This window comes from Fictibacillus nanhaiensis, assembly GCF_019801215.1.
GTDB classification, from domain to species: domain Bacteria; phylum Bacillota; class Bacilli; order Bacillales; family Fictibacillaceae; genus Fictibacillus; species Fictibacillus nanhaiensis_C.
The window spans coordinates 1-25,958 of sequence record NZ_JAHVJO010000005.1 but is presented as its reverse complement, the minus strand read 5'-3'; the positions used below and the strand labels follow the sequence as shown (position 1 = coordinate 25,958).

At 39.0% G+C, this 25,958-nt stretch carries 34 protein-coding genes, 12 tRNA genes and 1 rRNA gene; 43 read left to right on the top strand and 4 right to left on the bottom strand.

What is annotated here, in order from left to right; genetic code table 11:
• Positions 1-33: 33 nt before the first annotated feature.
• From KUV80_RS16725 to KUV80_RS16710, 4 genes are read left to right on the top strand one after another with little or no spacing between them, the layout of a single operon-like run.
• On the top strand, positions 34-435 hold the full coding sequence (locus KUV80_RS16725) for a VOC family protein (RefSeq protein WP_222463880.1): 402 nt from the start codon (positions 34-36) through the stop codon (positions 433-435).
• A gap of 8 nt (positions 436-443) precedes the next feature.
• Positions 444-1,001, top strand: a complete 558-nt coding sequence (lepB, locus tag KUV80_RS16720; protein ID WP_222463879.1) for a signal peptidase I — start codon at positions 444-446, stop codon at positions 999-1,001.
• Positions 1,002-1,052: 51 nt separating this feature from the next.
• A complete protein-coding gene (locus KUV80_RS16715) occupies positions 1,053-1,562 on the top strand; it encodes a DNA-3-methyladenine glycosylase I (RefSeq protein WP_222463878.1) in 510 nt (169 codons plus the stop codon).
• A gap of 51 nt (positions 1,563-1,613) precedes the next feature.
• Positions 1,614-1,949: a L,D-transpeptidase gene (locus KUV80_RS16710; RefSeq protein ID WP_222463877.1), complete on the top strand. Its 336-nt coding sequence runs from the start codon at positions 1,614-1,616 to the stop codon at positions 1,947-1,949.
• 27 nt (positions 1,950-1,976) lie between these two features.
• On the opposite strand, the gene KUV80_RS16705 is transcribed toward KUV80_RS16710, so the two are convergent.
• Entirely contained in the window at positions 1,977-2,237 is a 261-nt protein-coding gene (locus KUV80_RS16705; protein WP_222463876.1) for a hypothetical protein, read from the bottom strand.
• Between the two features lie 16 nt (positions 2,238-2,253).
• Entirely contained in the window at positions 2,254-3,519 is a 1,266-nt protein-coding gene (locus KUV80_RS16700; protein ID WP_222463875.1) for a helix-turn-helix domain-containing protein, read from the bottom strand.
• Positions 3,520-3,744: 225 nt separating this feature from the next.
• Between KUV80_RS16700 and KUV80_RS16695 the strand changes: the two genes are divergently transcribed.
• The 11 genes from KUV80_RS16695 to KUV80_RS16645 all read left to right on the top strand — a co-directional run bounded on the left by KUV80_RS16695 (position 3,745) and on the right by KUV80_RS16645 (position 11,854).
• Positions 3,745-4,647 carry a hypothetical protein gene (locus KUV80_RS16695; RefSeq protein ID WP_222463874.1) on the top strand — a complete coding sequence of 301 codons (903 nt, stop codon included), beginning with the start codon at positions 3,745-3,747 and terminating at the stop codon, positions 4,645-4,647.
• A 77-nt stretch (positions 4,648-4,724) separates the two neighbouring features.
• On the top strand, positions 4,725-5,135 hold the full coding sequence (locus tag KUV80_RS16690; protein ID WP_222463873.1) for an NUDIX hydrolase: 411 nt from the start codon (positions 4,725-4,727) through the stop codon (positions 5,133-5,135).
• A 46-nt stretch (positions 5,136-5,181) separates the two neighbouring features.
• Positions 5,182-5,481 (top strand): hypothetical protein, encoded by a 300-nt coding sequence (locus tag KUV80_RS16685; RefSeq protein ID WP_222463872.1) that lies wholly within the window; start codon positions 5,182-5,184, stop codon positions 5,479-5,481.
• Positions 5,482-5,505: 24 nt separating this feature from the next.
• Positions 5,506-6,441 (top strand): magnesium transporter CorA family protein, encoded by a 936-nt coding sequence (locus KUV80_RS16680; protein WP_222463871.1) that lies wholly within the window; start codon positions 5,506-5,508, stop codon positions 6,439-6,441.
• A gap of 184 nt (positions 6,442-6,625) precedes the next feature.
• Complete coding sequence (locus KUV80_RS16675; protein WP_222463870.1) at positions 6,626-7,831, top strand: D-alanyl-D-alanine carboxypeptidase family protein; 1,206 nt, start codon at positions 6,626-6,628, stop codon at positions 7,829-7,831.
• Between the two features lie 121 nt (positions 7,832-7,952).
• Positions 7,953-9,068 carry an HD-GYP domain-containing protein gene (locus KUV80_RS16670; RefSeq protein WP_222463869.1) on the top strand — a complete coding sequence of 372 codons (1,116 nt, stop codon included), beginning with the start codon at positions 7,953-7,955 and terminating at the stop codon, positions 9,066-9,068.
• 37 nt (positions 9,069-9,105) lie between these two features.
• On the top strand, positions 9,106-9,588 hold the full coding sequence (locus KUV80_RS16665) for a DinB family protein (RefSeq protein ID WP_222463868.1): 483 nt from the start codon (positions 9,106-9,108) through the stop codon (positions 9,586-9,588).
• Positions 9,589-9,769: 181 nt separating this feature from the next.
• A complete protein-coding gene (locus tag KUV80_RS16660; RefSeq protein ID WP_222463867.1) occupies positions 9,770-10,075 on the top strand; it encodes an antibiotic biosynthesis monooxygenase family protein in 306 nt (101 codons plus the stop codon).
• On the top strand, positions 10,072-10,443 hold the full coding sequence (locus tag KUV80_RS16655) for a hypothetical protein (RefSeq protein ID WP_222463866.1): 372 nt from the start codon (positions 10,072-10,074) through the stop codon (positions 10,441-10,443). The genes KUV80_RS16660 and KUV80_RS16655 overlap by 4 nt, the downstream gene beginning before the upstream one ends.
• A gap of 20 nt (positions 10,444-10,463) precedes the next feature.
• Positions 10,464-11,105, top strand: a complete 642-nt coding sequence (locus KUV80_RS16650; protein WP_246625276.1) for a cobalamin B12-binding domain-containing protein — start codon at positions 10,464-10,466, stop codon at positions 11,103-11,105.
• Positions 11,102-11,854, top strand: coding sequence for a Stressosome protein rsbRB (locus tag KUV80_RS16645; RefSeq protein ID WP_222463865.1), 753 nt, complete (start codon positions 11,102-11,104; stop codon positions 11,852-11,854). The genes KUV80_RS16650 and KUV80_RS16645 overlap by 4 nt, the downstream gene beginning before the upstream one ends.
• Positions 11,855-11,900: 46 nt before the next feature.
• Here KUV80_RS16645 and KUV80_RS16640 read toward each other — a convergent pair whose 3' ends face one another.
• Positions 11,901-12,509, bottom strand: a complete 609-nt coding sequence (locus tag KUV80_RS16640; RefSeq protein ID WP_222463864.1) for a rhomboid family intramembrane serine protease — start codon at positions 12,507-12,509, stop codon at positions 11,901-11,903.
• 113 nt (positions 12,510-12,622) lie between these two features.
• Between KUV80_RS16640 and acpS the strand changes: the two genes are divergently transcribed.
• The 14 genes from acpS (at position 12,623) to KUV80_RS16570 (ending at position 23,546) form a co-directional block, all read left to right on the top strand.
• Positions 12,623-12,982: a holo-ACP synthase gene (gene acpS, locus KUV80_RS16635; protein ID WP_222463863.1), complete on the top strand. Its 360-nt coding sequence runs from the start codon at positions 12,623-12,625 to the stop codon at positions 12,980-12,982.
• 125 nt (positions 12,983-13,107) lie between these two features.
• The gene (locus KUV80_RS16630) at positions 13,108-14,121 is read left to right on the top strand and encodes a LolA family protein (protein WP_222463862.1); all 1,014 of its coding nucleotides are present in this window, start codon (positions 13,108-13,110) and stop codon (positions 14,119-14,121) included.
• 125 nt (positions 14,122-14,246) lie between these two features.
• Positions 14,247-15,419: an alanine racemase gene (gene alr / locus KUV80_RS16625; RefSeq protein ID WP_222463861.1), complete on the top strand. Its 1,173-nt coding sequence runs from the start codon at positions 14,247-14,249 to the stop codon at positions 15,417-15,419.
• A gap of 141 nt (positions 15,420-15,560) precedes the next feature.
• Positions 15,561-15,842, top strand: a complete 282-nt coding sequence (locus KUV80_RS16620) for a CopG family ribbon-helix-helix protein (RefSeq protein ID WP_066239448.1) — start codon at positions 15,561-15,563, stop codon at positions 15,840-15,842.
• Positions 15,843-15,845: 3 nt separating this feature from the next.
• Entirely contained in the window at positions 15,846-16,196 is a 351-nt protein-coding gene (locus KUV80_RS16615; protein ID WP_066239453.1) for a type II toxin-antitoxin system PemK/MazF family toxin, read from the top strand.
• A 208-nt stretch (positions 16,197-16,404) separates the two neighbouring features.
• Complete coding sequence (locus KUV80_RS18800; protein WP_276516678.1) at positions 16,405-17,229, top strand: STAS domain-containing protein; 825 nt, start codon at positions 16,405-16,407, stop codon at positions 17,227-17,229.
• Between the two features lie 16 nt (positions 17,230-17,245).
• Entirely contained in the window at positions 17,246-17,602 is a 357-nt protein-coding gene (locus KUV80_RS16605; RefSeq protein ID WP_066239455.1) for an STAS domain-containing protein, read from the top strand.
• 2 nt (positions 17,603-17,604) lie between these two features.
• The gene (locus KUV80_RS16600; protein ID WP_222463860.1) at positions 17,605-18,006 is read left to right on the top strand and encodes an anti-sigma regulatory factor; all 402 of its coding nucleotides are present in this window, start codon (positions 17,605-17,607) and stop codon (positions 18,004-18,006) included.
• 11 nt (positions 18,007-18,017) lie between these two features.
• A complete protein-coding gene (locus tag KUV80_RS16595) occupies positions 18,018-19,025 on the top strand; it encodes a PP2C family protein-serine/threonine phosphatase (protein ID WP_222463859.1) in 1,008 nt (335 codons plus the stop codon).
• A 62-nt stretch (positions 19,026-19,087) separates the two neighbouring features.
• Positions 19,088-19,420: an STAS domain-containing protein gene (locus KUV80_RS16590; RefSeq protein WP_222463858.1), complete on the top strand. Its 333-nt coding sequence runs from the start codon at positions 19,088-19,090 to the stop codon at positions 19,418-19,420.
• The gene (gene rsbW, locus KUV80_RS16585; RefSeq protein ID WP_222463857.1) at positions 19,417-19,899 is read left to right on the top strand and encodes an anti-sigma B factor RsbW; all 483 of its coding nucleotides are present in this window, start codon (positions 19,417-19,419) and stop codon (positions 19,897-19,899) included. The genes KUV80_RS16590 and rsbW overlap by 4 nt, the downstream gene beginning before the upstream one ends.
• The gene (gene sigB, locus KUV80_RS16580; RefSeq protein WP_222463856.1) at positions 19,865-20,656 is read left to right on the top strand and encodes an RNA polymerase sigma factor SigB; all 792 of its coding nucleotides are present in this window, start codon (positions 19,865-19,867) and stop codon (positions 20,654-20,656) included. The genes rsbW and sigB overlap by 35 nt, the downstream gene beginning before the upstream one ends.
• Positions 20,653-21,261: a PP2C family serine/threonine-protein phosphatase gene (locus KUV80_RS16575; protein WP_222463855.1), complete on the top strand. Its 609-nt coding sequence runs from the start codon at positions 20,653-20,655 to the stop codon at positions 21,259-21,261. Before sigB ends, KUV80_RS16575 begins: the two co-directional genes overlap by 4 nt.
• A 155-nt stretch (positions 21,262-21,416) precedes the next feature.
• On the top strand, positions 21,417-23,546 hold the full coding sequence (locus KUV80_RS16570) for a Tex family protein (protein WP_222463934.1): 2,130 nt from the start codon (positions 21,417-21,419) through the stop codon (positions 23,544-23,546).
• A gap of 42 nt (positions 23,547-23,588) precedes the next feature.
• Here the strand turns inward: KUV80_RS16570 and cmpA are convergent, their stop codons facing one another.
• The gene (gene cmpA, locus KUV80_RS16565; RefSeq protein WP_130297391.1) at positions 23,589-23,711 is read right to left on the bottom strand and encodes a cortex morphogenetic protein CmpA; all 123 of its coding nucleotides are present in this window, start codon (positions 23,709-23,711) and stop codon (positions 23,589-23,591) included.
• A gap of 100 nt (positions 23,712-23,811) precedes the next feature.
• On the opposite strand from cmpA, the gene KUV80_RS16560 reads away from it, so the two are divergent.
• The 14 genes from KUV80_RS16560 to KUV80_RS16495 all read left to right on the top strand — a co-directional run.
• Positions 23,812-24,270 carry a SprT family protein gene (locus KUV80_RS16560; RefSeq protein ID WP_222463854.1) on the top strand — a complete coding sequence of 153 codons (459 nt, stop codon included), beginning with the start codon at positions 23,812-23,814 and terminating at the stop codon, positions 24,268-24,270.
• Between the two features lie 175 nt (positions 24,271-24,445).
• A tRNA-Asn gene (locus KUV80_RS16555) sits at positions 24,446-24,520 on the top strand.
• 3 nt (positions 24,521-24,523) lie between these two features.
• Positions 24,524-24,614: transfer RNA gene (locus KUV80_RS16550), tRNA-Ser, on the top strand.
• A 3-nt stretch (positions 24,615-24,617) separates the two neighbouring features.
• A tRNA-Glu gene (locus KUV80_RS16545) sits at positions 24,618-24,692 on the top strand.
• Between the two features lie 59 nt (positions 24,693-24,751).
• Positions 24,752-24,827, top strand: a tRNA-Asp gene (locus tag KUV80_RS16540).
• A 19-nt stretch (positions 24,828-24,846) separates the two neighbouring features.
• Positions 24,847-24,921: transfer RNA gene (locus tag KUV80_RS16535), tRNA-Gln, on the top strand.
• A gap of 88 nt (positions 24,922-25,009) precedes the next feature.
• A tRNA-Lys gene (locus tag KUV80_RS16530) sits at positions 25,010-25,085 on the top strand.
• Positions 25,086-25,095: 10 nt separating this feature from the next.
• Positions 25,096-25,179: transfer RNA gene (locus KUV80_RS16525), tRNA-Leu, on the top strand.
• A 53-nt stretch (positions 25,180-25,232) separates the two neighbouring features.
• Positions 25,233-25,318 (top strand) — tRNA-Leu (locus KUV80_RS16520).
• Positions 25,319-25,351: 33 nt separating this feature from the next.
• Positions 25,352-25,428 (top strand) — tRNA-Arg (locus tag KUV80_RS16515).
• A 9-nt stretch (positions 25,429-25,437) separates the two neighbouring features.
• Positions 25,438-25,514 (top strand) — tRNA-Pro (locus KUV80_RS16510).
• 7 nt (positions 25,515-25,521) lie between these two features.
• Positions 25,522-25,595: transfer RNA gene (locus KUV80_RS16505), tRNA-Gly, on the top strand.
• A 10-nt stretch (positions 25,596-25,605) separates the two neighbouring features.
• A tRNA-Ile gene (locus KUV80_RS16500) sits at positions 25,606-25,682 on the top strand.
• Between the two features lie 179 nt (positions 25,683-25,861).
• Positions 25,862-25,958, top strand: a 16S ribosomal RNA gene (locus KUV80_RS16495); the annotation flags it as partial.

Here is a 25,958-nt window from a genome sequence, read left to right as displayed (position 1 = left end):
GATGTAACACAAACAAAAAGGAGAAAAAAATAAATGCAAACTTCCCAAGGATTTCACCATGTAGAGATAAACGTTCATAACTTAGAACGAACGAAAGCCTTTTATGGATGGCTGATACACGAATTAGGATTTGAACCATTTCAGGAATGGAACGAAGGAATAAGCTACAAAAATGGTTCAGCTTATCTGGTTTTTACCCAAACGGAAGAAAAGCACCTACAGACGTCTTTTCATCGCAAACGTACGGGACTTAATCATTTGGCGTTTTGGGCTAAATCACGTGCGCATGTGGACGACCTTCGTGTACAATTAAAAAACAGAAGTGTTCCGTTATTATATGAAGAAGAATATCCTTTTGCAGCGGGAGAGGGATATTACGCATTGTTCTTTGAAGATCCTGACCGGATAAAATTAGAAATCGTAGCGCCGAGGTGAGTAAAAGCATGGTTGAACAAGAAAAAAAGACGCAACAAAAAAATGAATGGATAAGCTGGATCAAGGCAATCGGTTTTGCATTAGTCTTTGTTTTTATTACGAAGGCGTATTTCTTTGCCCCTTATATGGTCGAAGGTGCTTCCATGTCACCTACTCTTCACGATCAAGAGAAATTATACGTCAACAAAATTGTTTATGCTTTTTCTGAACCAAAGAAAGGTGATATCGTCATCATTAAAGGCGACGACAAACGATATGTAAAGCGCATCATTGGTGTAGAAGGAGACGTCATTGAAATGAAAAGTGACGATCTCTATGTGAACAATAAAAAAATAAAAGAATCCTATTTACAAGAAAACAAATCAGAAGCAAAAAATCTAGGTGTATTTCTAACAGAAGATTTTGGTCCCATAAAAGTGCCAAAGGGTAAAGCTTTTGTTATGGGTGACAATCGATTGAACAGCATGGATTCCAGGAACGGACTGGGATTGATTGAAACGAATACAATTGAAGGCCGTTCGGAAGTAGTCATCTACCCGTTTTCTGAAATGAGAGCGACGGATTAAAAAAGTGCAGCCTAGCTGTACTTTTTCTTTTTAGAGGAAAGGAGAGAATCCATGAACCGATGCAAATGGAGTGAAGAAAGTGAGATGCTGCAACACTATCATGATGAGGAATGGGGTAAAAAAGCAGAAGGAGACGATAAATTATTTGAATGCTTAACCCTTGAACTGTTTCAATCAGGTTTGAGCTGGAGGACCATCTTACATAAAAGAGAAAACTTTAGAAAAGCCTTTGCTGATTTTCAAGTAGAGAAGGTAAAATGCTTTGGAGAAGAGGATATTGAGAGATTAGTAGCAGATGCAGGAATTGTAAGACACCGAAAAAAGATTGAAGCAACGATTGAAAACGCCAAACGGATCGCAGCATTGATTCAAGAATACGGAAGCTTTGATAGCTTTTTAGACCAGCTGCCAGGGGAAAAAGCAGAAATGCAAAAGACCCTTCAAAAAACATTCAAGCATGTCGGGTTCACAACCGCGGAAAGCTTTTTGGAAGCAACGGGCAGAATACCTGCAGCTCATAGTGAACAGTGTTTTCTGTATAAGAGGGAACAGATGAACTAGTGAGGGTCATGCGGATTATTTCCTGCATAAGCTAGAGCAGGAGGTATGCCGATGCCTTATGAGATCTATGTATCAACATCGAGAAAAAAACTCGCCTTAATGAAGGATGGCACCGTAATCAAACGCTATCCGATCGGGGTAGGTAAAATACTTACACCGACCCCGACAGGAACATATACCATTATCAACAAAGCACCTGACCCAGGTGGACCGTTTGGGGTGATGTGGATGGGGTTATCCAGACCGCATTACGGTATACATGGAACAAACAACCCATCATCCATCGGAAAAAATGTATCAAAAGGATGCATACGGATGCACAATAACCACGTACTCGAACTGTCTAAAATCGTACCAATAGGGACGAAGGTGGTTATAAGTGCATAAAAAAAGCTCTCGATTTGTGAGAGCTTTTTATGTTGGGTTAGGACCGTTATCAACTAAGCGTTTTAAATTATATTCACTTTTAGCATAATTCTTTGCAGGCATAGTTGGGTTAGGACCATTATCAACAGAATAAAATTTTGCTTTTACTCTTGTAGGATTTGGGCCGTTATCAACTGCATAACTTGACTTTGTAGGGTTTGGTCCATTGTCTACTGTATAAGAATCACTACCAATGGTCACTACACTAAGCGCAAGAGCAAAGGAAAGTGTTAAACCTAATTTTTTCATTTTTCTCCAACCTTTCTTATATTATGTTTTTTAGAGCAGCATTGGCTCTTTGATAATACTGACTAGATTTTTTATATAATGACTGATCAAAATATATATCAGCCAGCATTTCTGAATATTCCGCAACAAACTCCCACATATGAAGCTTTTCAAAATACGGTATTACTCCTTTAGATAGTATCTCTACTAAGTCTTCAAAATTATTTTCTACCCTATATTTAAGTGTAATAATATGATAGTACATATCGTCTATTAATTTTAAATCTAAGACTTCAAAACACTTATCTAACCATATTTTAGCATTTTTTTTATCATCTGCAAGAAAATACTCTTTAGCAATAAGCATTATGGTACTCTTTGTTTCATTATTTGGAATCTTCATTTTGGCATCTAGACTTTTAAAGTAGTAATCTAGGGCCTTGCTATGAATCTTCTGGTTGGACGCAACATAACCTAGGTTGTGATAAATAACACCATTTGTAAAATCATCTTTAAATGTGGTTGAATATTTCAATGCTTGCTTTAAATGAAATTCGGCTTGCTCATATTGGCCTACTCTTCTATTACTTAGTCCTAAAAGTATTTGGCAATCAGCAGAACGGCTGTAATTGTATTCTTTATCAAAAATATTTATGGCTTTATATGCATATTGGCTTACTGATGTAACTCGGCATAAATAATTATAAGTTAATGCAAGATGATAAAATAAAACAGCCCCTTCACTTTGGGTAATCCCTGTTGTTTTAGTATTATATAAGCTTTCTGCTTCTTTAAGGAGATCTAGTGCCTTTTTATACTCTCTTTTAATATTATAATACATTGATAGAAAGTTCAGATAATAAAATTTCAAGTCGGGTGTCATTTCATCGAAAAAGCTTTCTGTTCTTTTTAATTGCTTATAAGAGCCTTCTAAATCAGGATTTACATGATGAACCATATAGAACCTAGATAAGAAAAGTTCATAACGTAGTATTAAATTAGGTTCAATTACACTTTTCATTTTAGGTTGAACCATATTATGGAGAAATTCTTCTGCCTTCTCAAAGTTACGATCTACCATCAATAAATACCATTCATTCAGCATTTCTAGAATTTGATTTTCATCGACATCCTCGGGCGAAATACCTAGTCGTTCACATAGCAGGTTAATGACTTCATCGCTTGATTTGGCATCCCCTTTCTCAATCTTGCTTAGGTACGAGACCGAGCATATTCCCTGTGCCAGCTCTTCCTGGGTTAGGCCTTTTGTTTTTCTATAATATCTTATTCGTTGACCGACCATAAAATCCCCCTTTCAGAACTTGGGAAAATTGTCATGCAAGACCCCTGATAAACAAGTATCTATACTACTACTTTTCCCAATACAGAATCAGCTGTTTCTTTGATAAGATTAATATAACAGAAAATACAAAGTTTTTGCTAGAAATAGATAATTTTGAAAAATTAGGTTTTACATAAAGCCTTTTGAAGCATAAAACCGGCGTTAAAATTGAAGGGAGAGAGTACTATGGCCAAAATGTATAAATTATCATCACGAACTGCAGAGAAGAAAAGCTCGCTGTATGTCTCACGTGATCCTGAACTAGCCGGAAGTGTAGTAAGAAATGAGGAGAGCGAATTTGCCTATTCCGAAGTATTCATGGACAACCAAAAAAACTATTGGTTTTCCAAAAAGGTTGAAAATCACTCAAAAGAGTATAAGTTATTCATCTTTGATCATAAGAACGGTTGCTTAAAATCACAAGTCATAAAAGGTCAGCCTAACTTTTATGAATTTGACTCTTGCGTCGTCGTTGCTTGTGAAGGTGATGGTTCTAAAGGCTCAGTCTTGATTTTTTCAAAGAATGGTCCGGAATTGTTAAAAGAGTGGAAAGTAAACGGCTATCTATGGGAAGTTGAAATGCATAACGAAGTCCTTTACATTTCGTCTTATATCGTAGAAGAAGATCAGGCTGTTCTTTATATTATCCGCAACGGCAAGAAGAAGCGGGTCAACTTAGGAAGCAACATGGCACCGACTGACATTCTGTGTGTGGACAATCTTGTTTATGTGTCAGGCGCTCCCGTTTTAAATGGAGATCCAAAAAAAGTAATGGTCCTTAATGAAAAAGACAAAGTGTTTAAAGAATATAAATTATCCATCTCCCCTCGCGCGCTCTATCAAGTGAATGGCGATCTCCTTGTTTACGAATTGGACCTTTCAACAGGTAAAAGCGAGCGCATAGTATACATCAATATTGAGACTGGGGAACAGAAAGAGCATGAGATTCCTCATTCGAAAATTGTAGAATGTACGAACGATTCACTTTCGTTGTTTGAACAAAACAGCAAAACTTTATACATCTGGGATCATTGCAACCGAAGAATCATCAACACTCAAAAAGCAACGGAACATCATAAAGTCATCTAATCGTCAAGAAGTCCTGCAGACATGTGTAGGACTTTTTTTGTGCCCAAAAGAAATCTGTTGTAAAGGGGGAGATTTTTATGTTTTGGGAAGGTTCAAGCTGCATTTGTTTACATAAAGGAAAACTCTTGATGGTGCTCCAAGGGAAGCAGGAAGAAGAAAAACGATGGAGTATTCCTTCAGGAGGAATAGAAGCTAATGAAACTCCTGAAGATTGCTGTGTTCGTGAAGTTTGGGAAGAAACAGGCTATGTTGTAAAGATAAAAGAGAAGCTTCATATAAAAGATGGACTCTCCTTTGGCTATCATGTAAAAGTGCACTACTTTTTAGCAGAAATTGTGAGCGGAAGCCCGACAGTTCAAGACCCTGATGGTTTAATCTACGACATAAGATGGGTATCCTTGGAGGAGCTAGACCAATTACCACTTTCCTTTCCAGAGGACCGGAGTGTTTTACGTCACTTTCTTTCTTCCGCTTCCAGAATTATGTAAGTTTTGTTCATAAAAAAACAGGGGAAATCTAGAGAGGAGAATGACGATGCAGCTCTCTACAGCGAAAAAAGAGGATTTGAACCGTTTGATCGATTGGAGCAAAGACGTACCTGAGTTTCAAAACAATCTCTCTTCATACATGGAACGTGACGATACGGCTGTAATTATGATGGAAAACGAACAAGAAATAACGGGAATCGCATTGCTAAAAGTAAAGGTAACAGAAAAGACGGGGACCGTTTGGCTTCATCTGAATGATAAAGGAAAACAAAGCCATCCAGAATTGATGCAAATGTCGTTGAAATGGTTAAGACAAAAAGGCGCTAGAGATTATACAGTCATTTAAAGCTCGTAAAGGATGGGATGAAACATGGAACATACAAGCGTTTATGGGTGGAAATGGCACCAGCATGATTGCCATGATGAGAATCTGCATTCTTTGATCTCTACAAATAAAGGATGTAAGAATTGGCTGAAACATGTAAAAGAAAACAAAACGAACTATCTTCGAATTGAGAGGGATAGTGATGGAGATCCCATCGTTAGAGGTTCATTGATTTATAAGCAAGACCCTGAAAACCAGGAAGATTTCGAAGTGTTTCATTATTATATACGGCCAAAATCGTTCATTACGGTTGGTCTTGATTTATCTCGTATCTCTGGAGATTATAGAGAGCCTTGTGATCGGCTTGTGATTGAAGAAAAAACTCCGGTTGAGGGTTTTATGCACATTTTAGGAGAATTAATTAACCACTTTTTAGATGGTATCGATGAACTTGAGATGAAGTTAAAGAAATTGCAGCGGGACGTTCAAAGAAATAACCATACTACGCTATTAAATAGTATCTATGACCGACGAATTGAACTTATCAACTGGAGTGATTTAACACTCCCTGTTCACGAAACAATGATGGCTATTAAAGAAGCCTATTTAGATGAAGTTACAGAAACCTTTACGTATAAAAAAATAACAACCCGTATCGAACGTACGGTAACACTGCTCTCTCATTATAGACAGGATATCGATACACTCCTTAATTTAGAAGAGGTTCTTTCTTCACACCGTGGAAATGAAATTATGAAAACATTAACAGTGTTTACGGTAATTTTTACACCTGCAATGGGGCTTGGAGCAATATGGGGCATGAACTTTAAGAACATGCCTGAATTAGACTGGAAATTTGGATATTTATACGCGATGATTCTCATTGTTTTATCAACTCTCGGGGTTTATATTTGGCTAAGAATGAAAGGCTGGACTGGTGATTTATTACGAGGAAAGAAAAACAGAAATCATTTTGATTAAAGAATATGTAGAAACGTACGATATATAAAAGGAATCAGGCGAATTTTGTCGAATGAAATCTATTGATAAAAACGCCTGTTTTTTTATGGCGAAAATTTCTAAATTTCATTTTGATTTCAACCATAATAGAAGGAAAACACCAATCGAAGAGTTTGAGATAAATGACTATCGGGAGCGGAAGAAAATGAAAATACTTAGCCTTTTTCTTGCTTTATCACTTATGATGTTCGTACAAAGAGATAATGTGCAGGCTGCAGGAGATAACCAACCAGAAATTAAAAGCGAAAGCGCCGTCATGATTGATGCAGAGACCGGAAATATCTTGTATCAAAAAAATAGCACGGAACAGATGTATCCAGCCAGTATCACGAAAATTGTTACAGGTATTTTAGCTGTAGAGTCAGGCAAGTTAGAAGAATCGGTTATTGTTAGCAGTGAGGCAGCTAAAGCCGATGGAACACGCGTTTATTTACTCGAGGGCGAACAAGTGCCTTTAAAAAAGCTAGTACAAGGCCTTATGATTAATTCGGGAAATGACGCAGCGATTGCGATTGCGGAATATTTGGCAGGTGATGTTGCTTCATTCGCAGATCAAATGAACGAATTGGCTGCTAAAGTAGGAGCGGACCAAACGAATTTCGTTAATCCAAATGGACTTTTTCATGTAGAGCACTTCACGACAGCAGAGGATATGGCGAAGATTACACAATATGCGATGAAAAATGAAGAATTCCGTGAAATTGTCTCAACTAAAGAATTACCTTGGGTTGGTGAAGGTTGGGATACTACGTTAAGGAACCATCACCAGTTATTATGGGATTATCCAGGCACGACCGGTGTGAAAAACGGCTATGTGGATGAATCTAAACATACCCTTGTCACAACGGTTTCACGTGATGGACTTGATGTCATTATCGTCACGTTAAAAGCACCTTCAAGCCGTGCTGCATATTGGGACACGATGACAATCGGAGATTATGGCTTTTCAAATTTTGAAAGACAAACACTCTCCGCTGGTACCTCAATTCAAGCAGATGACGGAAAGACATACCCATTAGAAAAAGATCTATCCGTAACACTACCTAAAGGAGAACAGGCGATTCAACAAGTTACTTCTGATGGTGAATTACAGGTAATGAACGCAGATGGAAACGTACTGCTAACTCATCCTTTGTTTAAAAAAGAAAGTAAAAAAACCGTCACTGCCGAAACAGAAAAACCTGCAGTGAAAGAGACTGATTCTTCCTTTCTTCATACAGCTGTTAAGGGAAGTATCTTCTTATATAGCGGCCTTCTCTTGATGTTAGGATTTCTTGTTATATTGAGAGTACGCAGCCAAAAACAAAAGCACAGAAAAATGAGACAAGTAGCCCGAAGCTATGTCAAATAAACCGTCACTATGGCGGTTTTTTATTTTGTATTGTGTTTTATTTAGAAATTTATAGGATTAAAAGAGCGGTTAGTATATAATGTCATTAAATTACAAAATTCGACAATTGGAGATTTTTTATATGAATCGCAACATTATGCTAGCTCAAATGTTTATTGTAGCTGGTGCATTGATCCAGACTTTGCATCACTTTTTTATTCAGCCGATGCCGAACTTGTACCTATTTATCCTGTTATTTGTAGTGGGGTTCTTACCTGCGCTCTTAATAAACGCGATCCATAAACAATGGACAAGTTTTGTCTTTGTATTATGCAGTATTTATATTGTATCTGTTGCATATGTGTTTGTTCCTTATCCAATCGTACAAGCTGCTTATTTCTTTTTACCTGTTGCCGCTCTTCTATTAAATAACAGACAGCTTTACTTAATGGCTAGTACAGGTGGCTTTTTGGCTTACCTTTATTTATCAAAAGAACCAATAGCAGAATTCATTGCGTTTGTTTCCATCTATCTGACCTTTTGCTTGCTCCTTTACATAGCCCAAAAAATTGTTTACGAGACAATCGCCGAGAAAGAAGCGATCCAACAAGGGGTAAAAGCTTTTTCACTCGCGGTTGAAGCCAAAGACGTATACACACAGGGACATTCCAAGAGAGTGGCCATCTACTCGATGATTTTAGCTAAACATGGAGCATTTAATGACGTGGATTTAGGAGAGTTAGAATTAACGGCACTGATTCATGACATTGGAAAAATTTCAACGCCAGATGCCGTTCTTATGAAGGATGGAAAACTTACACAAGAAGAATATGAAATCATGAAAAAACACCCTGTAGACGGGATGATTCTAGCTCAGTCATTCGGTTATTCTGAGCATGTTTTAAAAGGGATTTTGCATCACCATGAAAGATTTGATGGACTGGGCTATCCATACAAGCTTAAAGGAGAAGACATTCCTTTTTACTCTAGAATATTAGCTGTTGCTGATTCCTTTGATGCGATGACAAGTAATCGTGCTTATCGAAGGGCGATGACTCCGTGGGATGCGAAGAAAGAGATCGAGAATCAGTCCGGAAAAATGTACGATCCTCAATTAGTGGAAATCTTTAATCGGGCTTATTACGATATGCTGCTCATCTGTGAGGAAAACGAAGGCTCACAAGGTATAGACCTTTTGGCACTCAAAGAGGTTTCCTCGGGAGTAGACGAAGGAAAAAGCATATCGTTGAAGAATTAACTTACATATGAATAACATACATAATGGAGGAAGAAAAATGAATGCAACAGCTTCTTTTACGGAAACTCTTTTAGAAGAATTTTATGTTGTTGTCCGAACGACAAGCAACTTGTTAAAAAAAGCGGACCCTGCCGTTTACGACTTCCACCCCGAAGATCATATGCGGTCTTTTTTAGAATTGGCAAACCATCTCGTACAGATTCCGCATGTTGACTTAGCCATTTTACAAGAAAAGCCGGAAGATGAAATCCGAAAATTAGAAACTAAGTTGGCGGCTAAGAATGTTGCAGAGCTTAACCATGTTCTAGAAGAAGGGTTTCATTTGTTAAAATCCTACTTTCTTTCACTTTCTGAAGAGGACTTCCTGCAAAAAGAAACAAAACCATTTTATGCAGAAAAAGGGATGACACAAGCAAAGTGGCTTGTGGAGATCGTCACACATGCCTTTCATCATCGAGCACAATTATTTACATATTTAAAACAGACGAAACATGATGTAACGATGTTTGATTTGTACTAAAAAACACCGGTGAATCACCGGTGTTTTTTTCTTTTATGTGACTTCTTTCTTTTATTCATGTACTATGGGGCTTAAACAATCAACAGAGAATTTAAAAAGAAGGAAAGTTTTTCTTTTTATTGAATAGTTAATGAAATGAACAACTAAGTATTTTTAAATACATTCATGAGGTGATAGTTCTATGTACACAGTCTTTTCGACATTTGATGTACCGACTGAGAAAGCCGAAGAAGTGATCAGCATTTATAAAAACCGTTCAAGATCCGTCGATCAAGCAGAAGGATTTTTAGATTTTTTACTTTTACAAAATGATAAACGAGCAGGAGAGTTGACGGTTCAGCTTATTTTTTCAACAAAAGAAGATTACATGAAATGGGTGAGAAGTGAAGATTTTAAAAAGATCCATGACCTAGAAAAAAAATATCCAGATCAAGAATTAGCAGCAGTCATTCCTACAGTAAAACAGTATAAGGTTGTTGCTAAATGACGGAAATTAACATACATGTTATGGTAGAAAGAATAACTGAGAAAATATATGAACAAGACCCTTCTCTTATGGAACGCTATGGTGATAAAGGTAAAGCAAAATGCATAGAAGATAACCATCATCACTTTAAACACTTAGAGACAGCTTATGAGTTAGATAACAGCACCTTTTTTACCGATTATGCATTATGGCTTGACGGTATTTTACAAAAATTCGGAATGAAAACAGAGCATCTGGTGGATAACTTCACACTCATTATTAAAGTACTAGAAGAACAAGACATTACAGATCACACGAAAATTGAAGTCTATACGGACTATTTAAATAAAGCAAACGATATGTTGAAACAAAAAGCAGCAACAACTTAAAGCAGAGGAGGGGTCGACCTATGGCGATTTCAGATGCTGAAAAACTGGCCCGATTGTTTTTAGAAGGCGATCATGCTGAGGCAATGAATTTTATCAAGCAACAACCGAACCAGGATAAGATGGTTTTATTTCGGGACCTGTTTACTCCAGCTATGTATCTGATTGGGGATCTTTGGGAAAATAACGAAATCTCTGTAGCTGACGAACATTTGGCAACAGGGGTTTGTGACTTTGTGCTTTCAAGACTTTTCCTAGTATCAGGAGAAAAAAGCGTAAACAAAAAAGCGATGTTTTTTTGTTTACAAGGGGAAGAACACTATCTGGGAATTAAGATGATTAACAGCCTATTTCAAGAAAAAGGGTGGGAAACAAAATATTATGGCGCCAGCTTGCCGTTAGAGTACGCACTAAAGTCAGCGCTGCAATTGAAACCGCAAGTGATTGGCCTCTCAGTATCAATTGTTTATAATTTGCCGGTGTTGAAAAACTATGTCCGTACATTAGCTGCATTGCCGCACAAACCTTCTATTTTAATAGGTGGAAGGCTGACAGAAAAATACGACCTGGAGCCTTATGCGAATAATCAAGCAATCATCATTAAGAATCTTAATCAAGCAGAACAATGGCTGAATGAGTATACAGAAAAGAGGATTAATGCGTGATAATGACCGAGGCATTACCCGTACCCTACTTAAAAATAAATAAAGACGGCGTAGTCCAAAGTATGTCACAAAAAGCGAGAGATCTTTTAAATGAAGATGTTGAGAGACTTCACGATTGTTTTGATGAGGAGAGCCACAATAAGCTCTTAAAATATATGATGCCTTTTCAAGGGGAGAAAAGGTTTGAAGCGAACGTTAAGGGGAAAGATCATCCTTTCGTTTTATGCGATATTCACATCTCCTGGGATGCTGAAGGATTTGCGCATATCGTCTTAATTCCTACAGGTACGAATGTGAAAGGTCTTGAGGAAAAGCTTTTAGACCTCAGAATGAGGTTGGCTTCTACAGATTTTGAGCTTTTTGAGAAGAAAGAAGCTTTAGAAGAAGCGATGAAGCGGTTAGACGAGCTCTCTGGACCGTTGATTCCGATTTCTGAAAAGATGGCTTTCGTCCCTTTATTCGGTGACATAACCGAAACCAAGATGGTAACCGTTACCGGAAATACGTTGAAGGCAGCATATGAAGGACAATACGAAGACATATTCTTTGATCTATCTGCTACTGGAGAAATAGATGAAGCCGGCGTGCAAAAATTGAGCGAACTTTTTCGAATGCTGCAATACATGAACGGGAAACCTGTACAGATTATCGGCGTAAAACCTAAACATGCAAGACAGCTCAATACGTTTGATGTGGATTGGCCCGTATATTTCGAAACATCATTAAAGGATGTTCTGTTTGGACAATAAGCATACAAAAAACACCTCTATATTCGGAGGTGTTTTTGCATGGGTATTAGTATTTGTTTTTTTTGCTGCGGTGCAGCGAAGCTAAAATAATCGGAGCGAGTGCAGCTCCCCCAATCAAACCAAAGAGATGACCCATCACGTTTATTCTTTCATTTAGGAACGTAGAGACTAAACTGATACCTAGAACAACTAAAAGAATTTGTGTATTCGCTCTATCGATATATTGCCGGTGGTTATAAAGCATATAAACATAGATGCCGAACAGACCGAAAATAGATCCTGAAGCCCCAATGTGCGCATACGATAAAGGCAGCAATAAGAGAGTAGCGATGTTGGCGATCAAACCGGCACCGACATAACCAAATAAAAAACGGGATTTACCAAGAATGCGCTCAAGCGCAGGACCGAATAGTACTAAAGAAAAAGAATTAAACACTAAATGGCCAACAGCTTCATGGGTAATAATGGGGGTAAATAGCCGCCAATATTCTCCTGCAGCAATGTAATAATTGGAGCCGACCAACAAATGATACAAAGAGGTCCGAAAAGGAGTAAAATTAATAAGAAGAAACACGAGAATATGAGTTGCGATCAAAAATGTAACGATAGGATAGCGTCGAGTAAAGGTTCGAAAGCTTTCATCTCTTATAAACATATGAAGTAATCACCCTTTGTATATGGAGTTTTGTACATAACAAATCGTCTTCCTTAAGTTTACCATGTGAAGAGTAATAGGGCGAAAGATATAGCTGTAAAGGAGTTTTCATAATGATTGTAGGAACAGGAATCGATATCATCGAATTGAAACGAATCAAACAAGTGGCTATCCATCAACCACGTTTTCAAGAGCGAATCTTAACTCCGTTTGAACAAAAGAGGTTTCATTCATTAAGTGGCAATAGAAAATTTGAGTACCTTGCTGGAAGGTTCGCGGCAAAGGAAGCCATGGCAAAAGCCCTTGGAGTAGGGATCGGAGTAGAGCTGTCTTGGCAGGACATCGAAATTAAAGCAGATCGTAAAGGCAAACCCTTTATCACTTCTCCTTATCCTTATTTATGCCACCTATCTATTTCTCATACGAAGGAATATGCTGTAGCACAAGTTATTTTAGAAAGCTCGTCAAGCTAGTCTGCATAATGTCCAGGGTTGTCTCATATATTGTAATGCGGTAGAAGGGGCAGTCCTTTGCTTCATGCAGAGTTTGTACCCCCTTCAATGTCGAAATTACTTTGGGACAAAGGGGATGGCAAAAGATGAAAAAAACACTGTCAATTATTTTGACGGCGTTCATGACTTTACTCGTTCTGTCGGCGTGTGGTGAACAAAGCCAGAGTGATGTTCTGGACTCTTTAGAAGAGAGAATGGAAAAGATGACAGGCTATAAAGCCGAAGCCAAGATGACATTAAACACAGGAGAAAAGCCACTGACATATGATCTGGAAATTTGGCACAAGAAGCCAGATTTTTACCGTGTCAGCTTAAAGAATGCTGAAAAAGACCAAAGTCAGATGATCTTGCGAAATAATGATGGAGTTTTCGTTTTAACGCCCGCTCTAAACAAAAGCTTCCGTTTTCAGAGTGACTGGCCGGAAAACAATAGTCAAGTCTATTTGTTCCAGTCTCTTATCTCAGATATTTTGAACGATACTGACCGAGGATTTAAATCAAAAGAGAAAAGCTATGTGTTCCATACGAAAACTAATTACCAAAATAAAAATTTGTATCAGCAAGAAATCACGTTAAACAAAGATTTAGATCCTACACAGGTTCGTATCATGGACCAGGATCAAAAAGAGCTTGTGAGACTGGATTTCTCTAAAGTTAAATTTAATGCGAAGTTTGATAAGAACGCGTTTGATATGGAAAAAAACATGTCGAGTGCACAATTTGAAATTCCTACATTTTCAGGAGCAGATGAAGAGTTTGAAGTATTTTATCCAACATATACAGCGAATCTGAATCTGGTTAATGAAAGAGAAGTGTCCTCAGAAGAAGATGACGCTAAAGTGGTTATGAACTATGCCGATGCAGAAGAGGAGAAATCATTTACACTCATGCAGCAGAAAAACACGGCTGTAGAGACCGCCTCAAGGCTAACAATGCCAAACGGTGAGCCAGTTGACCTCGGATTTACAGTAGGGGCAATGACAGAACAGTCAGTGACATGGAACTACAATGGAGTTGATTACTTCCTTGCATCCAACAACTTAGGTCCAGAAGAATTAATGGCTATTGCAAGATCGGTTTATGGAGAAGCTATAAAATAATTCATTAATAAACACAATCTTTGAGCAGGCTGGCAATATGCTAGCCTGTTTTTTACTTACATAATTCATTCTTAACGGTTAAAATAAAAGGCAATTACCCGCAGTTTTCAGGGAGGCAATAAAACATGGACAAACATCAATTTTATCGAGATACATGGGCTGAAATAAATTTAGACAATATAAGCAAGAATGTTAAATCATTCAAAGCGCACCTCCCTGATCAGAAGATTATGGCTGTTGTTAAAGCGAATGGATATGGGCATGGAGCCTATCAAACGGCAGTTACAGCTATTGAATCAGGCGCAGAATATCTTGCCGTGGCCATGCTTGATGAAGCACTAGCTTTAAGAAAGCAGGGGGTTTCTGAACCAATTTTAGTTATGAACCGGATTCGTCCTGAATATGTTAGTCTTGCGGTGCAAAATGAAGTGAGCGTAACCGTTTTTCAAAAAGAATGGTTGATTGAAGCTTCAGCTTATATGGAGAAAGAAGAAAAGCCATTAAACATTCATTTAAAGCTTGATACGGGAATGGGGCGTGTAGGGATAATAGGGGAAGAGGAGCTTCACGAAGCGGCACTTCTCATTCGTAAGACTCCTTATGTTGTTCTAGAGGGTGTCTTTACTCATTTTGCAACAGCAGATGAATGGGATTCTAAATTGTTTGAGGAACAAAGAAAGAGGTTCATAAATCAATTGGGTATACTACACACTTTGGGGTGTAAGCCTAAACTTATTCATAGTGCCAATAGTGCTGCCGCGTTGCGTAAAGTTGAAGGACCTTTTAATCTTGTTCGACTAGGTATTAGTATGTATGGGCTATCGCCATCGATGGAGATGAAAAAAAAGCTTCCGTTCCCGTTAGAAGAAGCATTTAGTCTTCACTCTCAGCTGATTCATGTTAAAAAATTGGCGGCTGGAGATACTGTAAGTTATGGAGCTACTTATATTGCAAAAGAAGATGAGTGGGTAGGTACTCTTCCGATCGGCTATGCCGATGGCTGGCAAAGAAGACTATCACCAGGTGCACATGTACTCATGAAGGGTGAACGGCTGCCGATAATAGGACGAATCTGCATGGACCAGTGCATGGTTAGACTTCCTTTTAAGATGGATGTTGGTGAAAAAGCGACCTTAATAGGGGTACAGCAGGATGAAAGAATCGAAATGGATGAAATTGCTTCATTAGCAAAAACGATAAATTATGAAATACCGTGTTTAATTTCAGCACGAGTGCCGAGGGTTTTTGTGAAAAATGGTCGAATTTCAGAAAATATGAATGTAATTCTAAATTTTTAGCAGAATATTAGAAGGACTATTAAAAACTTTGTAGAATAAATACTTTGAAATCGCTTTGCAAATGGTATTTTGTAGTGATAAGATTATATGTGGTTAAAAGGAACTTGATCGTAGTATAGCTTTGCGCTGGAGGTGTAGGTTGTGTCCGAATTGAACACAAAAAGAATCGTCATTAGTCTTCCTCAAAAATTGCTGAGTGAGGTAGATCGTGTCATTAAAAAGGAAAATTTGGACCGCAGCGAATTTATCCATCAAGCTACTGAAATGTTTCTTCGTGAGCGGAAGAACAAACGTCAGTTTCGTGATGAGATGAGACAAGGTTACATGGAAATGGCAAAGATCAATCTAACGATTGCCTCAGAAGCATTTATGTTAGAGGAGGAAGCCGATCATACCTTGGACCGCTTAGTTAGCGGGGTGTAGTCCTTGATAGTCAAACGCGGAGACGTTTACTTTGCAGATCTTTCACCGGTAGTTGGTTCAGAACAAGGCGGCATTCGCCCTGTACTGATAATCCAGAATGATATTGGAAACCGTTTTAGCCCTACAGTAATTGTTGCTGCAATCACAGCCCAAATACAAAAAGCAAAACTACCAACTCATGTTGAAATAGATTCTAAAAAATACGGCTTTGAACGGGATTCAGTTATTTTGCTTGAACAGATTAGAACGATCGACAAGCAAAGACTAACAGATAAAATAACACAGCTGGATGAAGACATGATGCGCAGGGTAGACGACGCATTACAGATCAGTACTGGTCTGGTCGATTTTTAGTTAACATTTTCATATCACAAACTGGGAAACTGTCTGACAGCATGTCTGGCGGTTTTTTATTTTAATTATTTTTACTGGAAAAAAATACATGTTTAACTTTGTTCTGCATGGGTTATATATCCAAAGTTAGAAAAAGACTAATCATTGCAGAAAATTTATATAAATGAAATAATAGAATTGATACTATGTAGCGGGGGTGCAAGGTAAATTGGACAACTTGATTGTACAGATGATTAATGAAAATCAAGAAACCCTTAAAAACAATTGGCTTAATGAAGTCAATATTTTTAAAGAAAAAGAATTAGCTGGAGCTATAACTACTCTGAAATTAAGTGAGGAAATAGACCAGCAATTTTTTGAGTTATTAATTAAGCACATTAACTATCACGATATATCGAAAGACGGCACGCTGGATCAATTTTTTGATCAGGTGCTTCATACAGGATTGCCGTTGCGCTATTTAACGCAAGGACTCCAAGCGGCACGCCGGGTTATTCTAAACCTATTAGTAGAAACAGAAAGTGATAAGGAAAAGTTGGCCGCTGTCTATCGTGAAATTGACAGATGGTTAGACCCAATCTTAAATCGTGTCGTAGAAAACTCTTCTCAAATTTGGGAAAGAACGGTATCGATACAAAAAACAGCGTTATTGGAACTTTCTGCTCCACTCATTCCTGTATTTCAAAATATTAGTGTCATGCCTCTTATTGGTTCGATCGATACAGAGCGCGCGAAGTTAATTATGGAAAACCTATTGAACGGTGTAATCAAGTATCGTTCAGAGGTAGTATTGATTGATATTACAGGCGTACCTGTCGTTGATACAATGGTGGCGCATCACATTATACAAGCTGCAGATGCTGTTCGTTTGCTTGGTTCTACTTGTATACTTGTTGGTATTCGTCCTGAGATCGCACAAACGATCGTTAGCTTAGGTATTGATTTAAGTCAATTCCCTACGAAAAGCACACTGCAAAAAGGTATGGAAAATGCATTGGAAATAACGAACCAGCAACTAATAAGCAACAAATAGGGAGTGAGAAGATAAAATGAGGATTCCTATTTTAAAATTACATGAATATTTATTAATTACGATCCAAGTTGAGATGGATGATCAGACAGCCCTTCAGTTTCAAGAAGATCTGTTAAATAAAATTCATGATACAGGGGCAAAGGGAGTTGTTATCGATTTAACTTCCGTTGACATGATTGACTCTTTTATAGCAAAAGTTCTTGGTGACGTAGTAAGAATGTCTAAGTTGATGGGAGCGCAAGTTGTATTAACAGGAATACAGCCCGCAGTTGCTATTACATTAATTGACCTTGGAATTTCAATGAGGGAAGTTTCGACAGCACTTGACTTAGAACAGGGGCTTGATAAATTGCGTCTGGAACTGGAGGGATGATCATGGACATCCAATCCTGTGTGGAAGTACGCAATGAGTGGGACATCGTAAGTGCTCGTCAACTCGGAAGAAACATGGCGAAAGAGCTGGGTTTCGGAAATGTTGATCAAGCAAGAATAACAACAGCGATTTCCGAGCTTGCCCGTAATATCTACCTTTATGCGGGGAGAGGGAAAATTTGTATAGAGCCTATCGATCAATTAGGCAAAAAGGGCTTGCGAATTATAGCCCTAGATAATGGACCAGGAATCCGGGAAATCCGTAAAGTTATGGAAGATGGCTATACAACATCCGGTGGCTTAGGCGCAGGATTGCCCGGAGTGAAGCGATTAATGGACGAATTTTCCATAGAATCCACAGTAGATGTGGGAACGGAGATTTCTGCTACTAAATGGCTTCGTTAGGAGGAGAGCTCTTGACTGCAAAAGACGCACTAACTGAACGTTACCAAGATCTACTATCGATCTATCTAAAAGCCAAAACCGAGACAACACTCTATAAAGGCCAGCAATTTAGCAGGAAATTACTTGAACAGCAAATCTCTCCAGAAGATCTTGTGAGCTTGCATATTCAAGTTATGGACGAGCTTTTCCCTAATATGTCTGATGAAATGAGAGATTCCTTTGACTTCCTTTTAGAAGCGATGATCGGTTATGGTTTCGCTTATCGGGAACATCAAAGTTTACGGGATAAGCAGCAGCAGCTGGAATCTGAAATAGAAGTAGCTGCTAGCATGCAGCAGACTTTGCTATTAAGTGATGTGCCGCAATTTGATGAACTTGATATTGGAGTTGTCAGTGTACCGGCTAAGAAAATGAATGGTGACTATTATAACTTTGTTAAAAGCGGAAATAGCTTGAGTATTGCCGTGGCTGATATAATCGGCAAGGGCATACCAGCAGCACTTTGTATGTCTATGATTAAATATGCGATGGACAGTCTTCCGGATGAACAGATGAAGCCTCATCTTTTGTTGGAAAACTTAAATCGTGTCGTTGAACAAAACGTTCACAGCAATATGTTTATCACCATGTTTCATGGTGTATATGAACCTGAAAGTCATAAGTTTTTCTATGCGGGAGCAGGTCATGAACCTGGCTTTATTTATAACGCAAAAGAAGACTCTTTCTTCGACCTTATTGCAAAAGGGCTTGTTCTAGGTGTATCCCGGACTACTACTTATCATCCGTATGAAAAAGAGATTCAAATTGGTGATATGGTCATTCTCCTTTCAGATGGAGTAACGGAATGCCGGACAAGCAAAGGCTTTATTGAAAGAGATGAAATCGTTTCTCTTATCCGTAAATATATGCACTTACCTGCACAGCAAATCGTTGAAAATGTGTTTCAAGAATTAGATCGTTTACAAGAATTCGAGCTTAGAGATGATTTCACCTTGATAATTTTAAAGCGGCTGGTTTAGCATACTTTGGTTTAGGGTAAATATACTTTGTCGGTTTTTATCAAAGCGTGGGGGGAAAAGAAATGAACTTACAAATCAATCAACATCAAATAAATGAAACACACGAATTACAATTAACAGGAGAAGTGGATGCTTATACCGCTCCTAAGTTAAAAGCAGTCATGATCCCATTGACAGAAAAAGAAGGAAACGTTGTCGTTGTAGATCTTTCCGGAATTGATTATATGGACAGTACAGGCTTAGGTATTTTTGTTGGTGCCCTCAAGTCTTCTAAAGCAAACAATAGTTCATTAAAGCTTCGGGGTATGACAGTACGTGTGAAACGTATTTTTGAGATTACGGGCTTAACCGAAGTTATGGATATTGAAAGCGAAGTAAAGGGGGAGGCGCTATGAGAACAGCGTCCGACTACATTGAAATGAATGTTCCTGCAAAGCCGGATTATGTGGGAGTAGTCAGATTAACGATATCTGGTCTAGCTAATCGTATGGGCTTTGCGTTCGATGAAATTGAAGATATTAAAATTGCGGTATCTGAAGCCGTTACAAATGTCGTGAATCATGCTTATGCTGATGGCGACGTAGGTCAAGTCCAAATTGGCTGTAATATTTTTGGCGATCGTATCGAAATTACTGTTGTTGATCAAGGTAAGAGCTTTGATGTTGAATCTACCTCAAAAAAACTTGGCCCAGTTGATGGAAAATCTGTTGATCAGTTGCATGAAGGAGGTTTAGGCCTCTTCCTAATAGATACACTAATGGACAAAGTAGAAATAAGCAGTGAAGCCGGAGTCGTTGTTATGATGACAAAGTATCTTCACAGAGATGAGGTGGAGGAACATGTCGACAGAATCTCACCAGCGCCTTCACAGTAAAGAACAAGTTTACGCGTGGATTGATGAGTTGCAGCAAGATCCAAAAAATGAAGAAATACAAACGAATCTTGTTTTGCAATATCAAGATCTTGTTCATTCCCTTGCTCGAAAATTTTCTAAAGGTAAAAGTATTCATGACGATTTGGTTCAAGTCGGTATGATCGGATTGCTCGCTGCATTTAGAAGATATGACAAAACATTTGGCAGATCATTTGAATCATTCGCGGTTCCAACAATCGTAGGCGAAATCAAACGTTTTATTCGTGACAAGACGTGGAGCGTTCATGTACCTCGCCGAATTAAAGAGTTAGGTCCTCGAATTAAACGCGCAGTCGAAGAATTAACAACCAGTTTACAAAGATCACCTAAAATCGCTGAAATTGCGGATTATCTTGAGGTCTCAGAAGAAGAAGTGCTAGAGACGATGGAAATGGGTAAAAGTTATCAAGCCCTTTCTGTAGACAGCTCTATTGAGGCTGACCAAGAAGGAAGCACGGTTACACTCCTTGATCTTGTAGGATCAAATGATGATGGGTTTGATCAGATTGACAAAAGGATGCTTCTAGAAAAAGCATTTGCTGTACTTTCCGAACGTGAGCGCGAGATTCTTCAATGCACATATTTCGAAAACTTAAGTCAAAAGGAAACAGGAGAGCGGCTCGACATCTCTCAAATGCATGTTTCCAGACTGCAAAGAAGAGCATTGGAAAAACTGAAAGAAGCTTTACGAGTTACACCTTCGGAGGCCCTTAGATGATTGGACACTATCAATATAGCAGAGCATCTGTTTCCTCCTACCAGAAACCTAAAAAGGGAAATGATCTTTGCGGAGATAGTTTTTATGTAAAAGAAACGGAAGATTATTTGATTTGCGCCGTTGCAGACGGTTTAGGAAGCGGTAAGATGGCTAAAGAAGCTTCAGGAGCTGCTACTGAAATCATTGATGATAACCATCATGAACCTGTAGAACGGCTCATGCATCTTTGCAACGAGAGACTAAGAACTACTCGTGGCGCTGTAATAGCAATCGTTAAAATCGATTATCGAAATCAAACAGCCTCTTATTCAGGGGTAGGTAATATCCGTTTTATGATCTCTGCAGAAAGACAACGTGCTATACACCCATTGCCGAATGTAGGATTCCTTGCAGGAAAACCCGAACGATTTAAAATTCAGGAATTTAAATTCGAAAAAGAATTAACGTTTATGCTTTATTCCGATGGTATGGATATTCACACACAGAGCCGATCACTTCTGACTAGAATGATTTCCCCAAAAGATTCGGTAAGCTTTATAAGTGGATTGCCACAGGATATTAATGATGATGCTACATGCATTGTCGGTCAAGTGAATATAAATTAGCAAAACATCATCCTTATTGAAATGGGTGGTGTTTTTTCGTTTTAATCGAACCGTCTTTTTACGCAGTGATTTTATTCGTTTATAATAGAAATAATTGATTTGAAAAAGGAGTGTCTGGAGTGGGACAACCTGTTAATGAACAAGCATTGCATGTCATGGAACAAGAATTAAAAATAAAAGGGAAACAAATTAACCAGGTCATCGAGCTGTTGGAAGAGGGAAATACCGTACCCTTTATCGCACGTTACCGAAAGGAACTGACAGGCGGTCTTGATGAAGTACAAATCAAAGACATCATGGATCGCTGGACATATTTGCAAAATCTTGCTTCACGTAAAGAAGAAGTAACCCGTTTAATTAACGAGCAAGGAAAATTAACCGAAGAGCTCGCGGCAGCTATCGACAAGGCTCAAAAGCTGCAAGATATTGAAGATATATATCGTCCGTATAAACAAAAAAGACGAACAAAAGCGACAGTAGCTAAAGAAAAAGGACTCGAACCATTCGCTTTATGGCTGTTAGAACAAAAAAATGATAATCCTTTAGAACGGGCAAAAACCTACATAAATGAAGAAAAAGAAGTACTATCCGTCGAGGATGTTCTGCAAGGTGCTAAAGATATCATTGCCGAAATGCTTTCTGATGATGCTGATATGCGGAAATGGATACGGGAGGATACATTCTCTAAAGGTGAGTTAAAAACAGAAGGAAAAAATACAGAAACGGATGAGAAAAAAGTATTTGAAATGTATTATGACTACCAGGAACCAATCCGAAAGATTGTTCCCCATCGAGTACTAGCCGTTAACCGGGGCGAAAAAGAAAACATTTTGAAAGTCGGAGTAGGCTCGCCAATAGAGCTCATTCTTTCTAAAATGGAGAGAAGTACAATCAAGCGGTTTAGTTCTCCTGCTGCCCCGTTTTTAAAAGAAGCAATTGAAGATGCTTTTAAACGATTGATCTCTCCTTCTATAGAAAGAGAAATTCGAGCGGCATTAACAGAGCAGGCAGAAGAGCGTGCTATCCACATTTTTTCTGAAAACGTAAGAAGTCTTTTGCTGCAGGCTCCTCTTAAGGGAAAAGTGGTCCTTGGAGTGGATCCCGCTTATCGAACAGGATGTAAGCTAGGGGTCGTGGATGAAACCGGGAAAGTTCTGCACATCCAAACGATCTATCCTACTCCGCCGCGTTCAGAAGTTGAAAAATCAGCTGCAGTTGTCAAAAAACTCATTAATCAATATGACATTGAGATTGCTGCTATCGGTAATGGTACAGCATCACGCGAAACCGAACAATTTATTGCCGAGACTCTGAATAATCTCGATCGAGATGTAGCATATGTGATTGTTAACGAAGCGGGAGCGAGTGTTTATTCAGCTTCAGCTGTGGCACGAGAAGAATTTCCTGATCTTCAAGTAGAAGAAAGAAGTGCGGTCTCCATCGCACGAAGACTGCAAGATCCATTAGCAGAACTCGTGAAAATAGATCCAAAATCTATAGGAGTTGGGCAATATCAGCATGATGTTTCCCAAAAAAGATTAGGCGAAGAGATCTCCTTCGTCGTGGAAACAGCTGTTAACCAAGTCGGTGTCAATGTGAACACTGCATCAGCCTCCTTGCTTCAATATGTTTCAGGGTTGTCCAAAACAGTCGCGCAAAACATTATTGTGAAACGAAACGACATTGGAAAATTTAAAAATAGAACAGAATTAAAGAAGATTCCTCGTCTAGGTGCAAAAACGTACGAACAATGTATCGGTTTTCTACGCGTGATGGAGGGTGATCAACCATTGGACCAGACTGGCATACATCCAGAAAGCTATCCGGGAACAAAAGCACTCTTGAAGGAGTTAGGATTTACAACAAGTGATATCGGATCAGACGCACTTGCTGAAAAACTGAAGACTTTTTCTGTGGAAGAGGCATCGAGTAAATTAAACATCGGTGTCCCTACATTAAAGGATATCATTGAGGGGCTGACAAAGCCGGGTCGTGACCCTCGAGAAACCTCTTCTGGGCCAGTACTAAAAACAGATGTACTGAAAATGGAAGATCTCTCAACTGGCATGGAGTTGCAAGGTACGGTACGCAATGTGGTAGACTTCGGTGCCTTTGTAGACATCGGCGTCAAACAGGATGGTCTTGTCCATATTTCGAAATTGACAGACCGCTTTGTTAAAAATCCGATGGATGTCGTAAATGTAGGTCAAGTCGTAACCGTTTGGGTAGATTCCGTTGATGTTTCAAAACAGCGAATAGCCTTAACGATGGTCGCTCCTAAATAAGGGGACACCATGATAAAGAAAAAAGCGCTTCTCCAGCGGCAATTATTCTTCGCTGGAGGAGTGCTTTCTGTTATAAAAGAACCAGCATTGGTTCAATAAGCGGATTTGGTACCGATCTTTTTGGTAATACGCACGACGGAGCTGTCTTTTAAACCATGTTGGCATATAGAGAACCTCCTTGAACTTCCCAATCCGATATATGTGTATTAGTCTATGTACAAAGGCTTGTTAATGTGAACGTTTAATAAAAGTAAGGGGCAATAGCATGACACAGGAAGAACTGCAACAACTCACAGAAGAGATCTCAATCCGGTTTTTTAATAAACCTTTCATACACAAGGCGACCTTTAACAAAAGATTACGGACAACTGGAGGTCGTTACCTTTTAAGGACTCATCATATAGAAATGAATCCACACCTTTATGAAGCATTTGGTATGGATGAGTTGATTGGCGTAATAAAACATGAGCTGTGTCACTATCATCTTCACCTTGAAAAAAAGGGATATAAACATAGTGACTATGACTTTAAATACTTGCTTAACAAAGTTGGCGGTTCACGCTACTGCCAATCCGTGCTTGAAAAGAGAAGAATAGAAAGTTATAAATATCAATACAATTGCACAGACTGTATGCAGTCCTATAAAAGAAAAAGGCGAATTGATACAAAAAAATATGTGTGCGGAAAGTGCAAAGGCAAGTTAAAGCTAATTTCTTTAAAATAGGGTGTTGACTTCGATTATAGGTATGTGGTAATTTAATTAAGTCGCTGTTAGAAACGCCTTTACATAAGCTTTATAAAAGCGTGTTTAACAGTCATGCAACTTAGAAAAAACCTTCTAAAACGGGTTGACATTTAACGCTAAAACAATTATGATATTAATTGTCCTTAAAAGACATTCCACAGTAGCTCAGTGGTAGAGCTATCGGCTGTTAACCGATCGGTCGTAGGTTCGAGTCCTACCTGTGGAGCCATACAGAGAAGTACCCAAGTGGCTCAAGGGGCGCCCCTGCTAAGGGTGTAGATCGCTAACGCGGTGCGAGGGTTCGAATCCCTTCTTCTCTGCCATGTGGCCCGTTGGTCAAGCGGTTAAGACACCGCCCTTTCACGGCGGTAACACGGGTTCGAATCCCGTACGGGTCACCACTTACTTATTTAATTCTTATTAAAATTTTTATTAAAAAACGAATAACACCTATATAAATGGACTCGTGGTGTAGTGGTTAACATGCCTGCCTGTCACGCAGGAGATCGCCGGTTCGACCCCGGTCGGGTCCGCCATTTTTATTTCATTAGGTGATGGGCTATAGCCAAGCGGTAAGGCAACGGACTTTGACTCCGTCATGCGCTGGTTCGAATCCAGCTAGCCCAGCCATTTTTTATTTTTAAGATAAGTGTTGAAACAAACACTTAATTATCTTAACGGAGAAACAAGAATTATTTCCGATGTAAGATTTTAGCAAGAGCCATTAGCTCAGTCGGTAGAGCATCTGACTTTTAATCAGAGGGTCGAAGGTTCGAGTCCTTCATGGCTCACCATTTTTATTATGCGGGTGTGGCGGAATTGGCAGACGCGCTAGACTTAGGATCTAGTGTCTTTGACGTGGGGGTTCGAGTCCCTTCACCCGCACCATACTAATTTTTGAACTTATAAGTTGCAGTGCTCATGCGCTGGCATCTAGCCGCGCGGTCGTGGCGGAATGGCAGACGCGCTAGCTTGAGGGGCTAGTGGGGGAAACCCCGTGGAGGTTCGAGTCCTCTCGGCCGCACCAACTTTTCAAAATATCATATAATGCAATGAATAGGCGCCCTTAGCTCAGCTGGATAGAGTGTTTGACTACGAATCAAAAGGTCGGGAGTTCGAATCTCTCAGGGCGCGCCATATTTTTTACGGGAAGTGGCTCAGCTTGGTAGAGCACCTGGTTTGGGACCAGGGGGTCGCAGGTTCAAATCCTGTCTTCCCGACCATTCATATGCGGGTGTAGTTTAGTGGTAAAACAAGAGCCTTCCAAGCTCTGGTCGTGAGTTCGATTCTCATCACCCGCTCCATTTTATTTACGGGCCTATAGCTCAGCTGGTTAGAGCGCACGCCTGATAAGCGTGAGGTCGATGGTTCGAGTCCATTTAGGCCCACCATATCTTTTAAAAAAGAATCAAAAAAACGCTTGACTTTTTAATTTTGATTCGGTAAGATGATAAAGCTGTCTCAACAAAAGAGACAAGCTAAACACAAAGTTCTTTGAAAACTGAACAAAAGAAATAGGTAAGGAATTAAATTAATTCCGTCAGTATTAAACAAGAGCAAGTCAAACACTTTTATGGAGAGTTTGATCCTGGCTCAGGATGAACGCTGGCGGCGTGCCTAATACATGCAAGTCGAGCGAATGATGAGGAGCTTGCTCCTCTGATTTA